Annotated in this window: 3 protein-coding genes, 1 tRNA gene and 1 pseudogene; all 5 read right to left on the reverse strand. The window is 49.7% G+C overall.

What is annotated here, in order from left to right; genetic code table 11:
- Nucleotides 1-97: 97 nt before the first annotated feature.
- A complete protein-coding gene (locus AC1DWB_RS32825) occupies nt 98-442 on the reverse strand; it encodes a hypothetical protein (RefSeq protein ID WP_477545292.1) in 345 nt (114 codons plus the stop codon).
- Between the two features lie 160 nt (nt 443-602).
- Nucleotides 603-689, reverse strand: a tRNA-Ser gene (locus AC1DWB_RS32830).
- A gap of 114 nt (nt 690-803) precedes the next feature.
- On the reverse strand, nt 804-2,087 hold the full coding sequence (serS, locus tag AC1DWB_RS32835) for a serine--tRNA ligase (RefSeq protein WP_477545293.1): 1,284 nt from the start codon (nt 2,085-2,087) through the stop codon (nt 804-806).
- 118 nt (nt 2,088-2,205) lie between these two features.
- On the reverse strand, nt 2,206-2,796 hold the full coding sequence (gene pdxT, locus AC1DWB_RS32840; RefSeq protein ID WP_477545294.1) for a pyridoxal 5'-phosphate synthase glutaminase subunit PdxT: 591 nt from the start codon (nt 2,794-2,796) through the stop codon (nt 2,206-2,208).
- A 23-nt stretch (nt 2,797-2,819) separates the two neighbouring features.
- Nucleotides 2,820-3,086: pseudogene (locus AC1DWB_RS32845) on the reverse strand (pyridoxal 5'-phosphate synthase lyase subunit PdxS); the annotation flags it as partial.

The raw sequence follows: 3,086 nt of genomic DNA on the forward strand, positions 1-3,086 counted from the left end.
CTTGATGACTGTTCACCGGCGTTTGCTGCAGGTCCTTGACCTCATTGGACAAGTTTTTATCTGGTCCTTTGGCTTTACTCATCGGGATCCCTCCGCTTTACTTGTGGGTTAAGCTGTGCAGCGCCTGAGCGCATTCATGGAGATGTCTGACGTAATCTTCCACCAGTTGCTGAATCGTCTCATTCCGCTCATCCACGGAATCGTCGCCCTTCTCTACATCGATCAACTCCACCCGTACTTCCCGGGAATCCACGTAGCTCACGCTGAAGTCGAAGGAATACATTGAATGCCCGGCGGAAGCAATATGCACACGCAGCGTTTGATCGTCTTCTCCTGGATGCACTTCGAATCGGTCGGATTGGTTCAGTACCGTAGGCAGCGTTCGGGTCCATGCTGCCCTTAGCTCTTCTCGATCAACGGTTAACGTTTCCGTTCTGCTCATTAGATCAACACCTCCTCCACTATTAAAATGCGGAAGGCTCCTGCATTTTATTCCGCCTCAGGATGCACAAATATAGGTACGTTTCGACGAATCTAAACTCAACTCACCAGTTCTCTGAACACAAAGAAACCGACCTCGAAAGGTCGGTTCTTTGTGTATACGGAGAGGGTGGGATTCGAACCCACGGAAGAGTTTCCCCTTCGCTGGTTTTCAAGACCAGAGCCTTAAACCACTCGACCACCTCTCCAAGCGGTCTTCTTTAGACAATCGTGTCTATAGTGACAAATTGCATTGTACCACAGGCCAGGGATGCTTTCAAGAGCTGCCCAGAAATTTCAAGCCGCTCTTGAACTTTCCCCCATTAAGTTTGAGGAGATATTTGTTCCAGTCCGTTCATATAAGGCTTCAGTACGTCTGGAATCCGGACACTTCCGTCTGCCTGTTGATAATTTTCCAATATCGCTGCAATCGTGCGTCCCAACGCCAGTCCCGAGCCGTTCAACGTATGCACGAACTCTGGCTTCGCCTTCGCATCCCGGCGGAAGCGGATGTTAGCCCGACGCGCCTGGAAATCCTCGAAGTTGCTGCAAGAAGAAATCTCACGGTATGAATTCCCGCTAGGCAGCCATACTTCTAGATCATACGTCTTCGCTGAAGAGAACCCTATATCGCCTGTACATAAGTTCAGCACCCGATAGGGCAGCTCTAACAACTGAAGGACACGTTCTGCATTTTGCGTCAGTGTTTCCAACTCTGCATAAGAATCTTCGGGCTTCGACAATTTGACGAGCTCGACCTTGTTGAATTGATGCTGGCGAATTAATCCAYGTGTATCACGGCCAGCGGAACCGGCCTCCGACCGAAAGCAAGCGCTGAACGCTGTATAATACTTGGGCAGATCGTCAGCATTCATGATCTCATCTCGATGATAATTCGTAACCGGCACTTCCGCAGTCGGAATCAGAAAATAATCCGTTCCCTCCAGCTTGAATACGTCCTCCTCGAACTTAGGAAGCTGACCCGTACCTGTCAAACTGTCGCGATTCACTATGTATGGAGGAAGCATTTCTTCATAACCGTGCTGATCTGCGTGCAAATCCATCATAAAGTTCATTAAGGCCCGTTCCAAGCGTGCGCCATAACCCTTATAGAACACGAAGCGAGAGCCTGTCACTTTCCCTGCCGCTTCAAAGTCCAGGATCCCAAGGGCCTGTGCTACCTCCCAGTGAGGCTTTACTTCGAAGCTTAAGGCAGGTACATCCCCCCAACGCCTTAGCTCCTTGTTATCGGCCTCTGAGCGTCCAACAGGCACAGATTCATGCGGCATGTTCGGAATGGATAGCAGGATCTTGTTCAGTTCGTCTTCCAATATCCGAATTTCATCATCCAACTGCTTGATCGTATCCGATACGTCACGCATTTCCAGGATTAGCGATTCAGCATCACCGCCGGATTTCTTCAACCTTGCTACTTCTTGCGATACCACGTTACGGCGGTTTTTCAAGCTATCCGATTGCTGCAGAAGCTCTCTGCGCCGTATATCCACACCTTCAAATAACTTCAAATCCTCATGTGTCTTGCCTCTATGACTTAGAGCCTCTTCTACCCGAGCTCTATCCGTTCTAAGCAGTTTGACGTCAAACAAAAAAAACCCCTCCCGTAAGGGACATAGTGTATGGAATATAATGTACTATACTCTTGACAAATATTCAACAAAGAAGCACCTGTACGGCATAGGCCGGATCAGGTGCTTGACTTGAACCTTATCCTTGAATGGATGAAGCCTGTGACTGTTGAACCATCGTAACGAAATATTGATGCATGGAATAATCATCGGTAAGCTCGGGATGGAACGACACCACAAGCAGATTACCTTGCCTTGCTGCGACAATTTCTCCCTTGTATTCCGTGAGAACTTCGACCGCTTGTCCCACTGACTTGATCAGCGGCGCCCGGATGAACACTGCGCGAACCGGCTGCTCGATCCCCTTGACGGGTAAAGTCGTTTCGAAGCTTTCGCGTTGACGCCCAAAAGCATTACGCTGAACCGTCATATCCATCAGACCAAGGTGAACTTGCGGCTCCCCTTCAATCTTATCCGCCAATACGATTAAGCCGGCACAAGTGCCGAATAAGGGTTTGCCTTGCTCCGAGAACGAACGCAGCGCCTCAATGAATCCGTAATCTCGCATCAGCTTCCCGATTGTCGTGCTTTCTCCTCCAGGAAGGATAATTCCATCGATGTCGTTCAACTGCTCGATTCTCTTGATGATAACCCCTTCCGCTCCCGCCAGCTCTATCATGCGAATATGTTCGGCAACGGCACCTTGAAGCGCAAGAACGCCAATCTTCATCTGTAAACCTTCTTTCTTCTGGCTTACCGCCCGCGATCCTGCATGCGCTGGGAAGCATCAAGCTTAGATATTTCGATCCCTTTCATCGCGGTTCCCAAGTTTTTGGATACTTCCGCAATGAGGGCATAATCGGTGTAATGAGTCGTAGCTTGTACGATCGCTTTGGCGAATTTCTCGGGATGCTCGGATGTGAATATCCCGGAACCGACGAACACTCCATCTGCACCCAGGTGCATCATAAGAGCAGCATCCGATGGTGTGGCAACCCCGCCAGCTGCGAAGTTAACGAC

The organism is Paenibacillus sp. P4_E11, assembly GCF_056401635.1.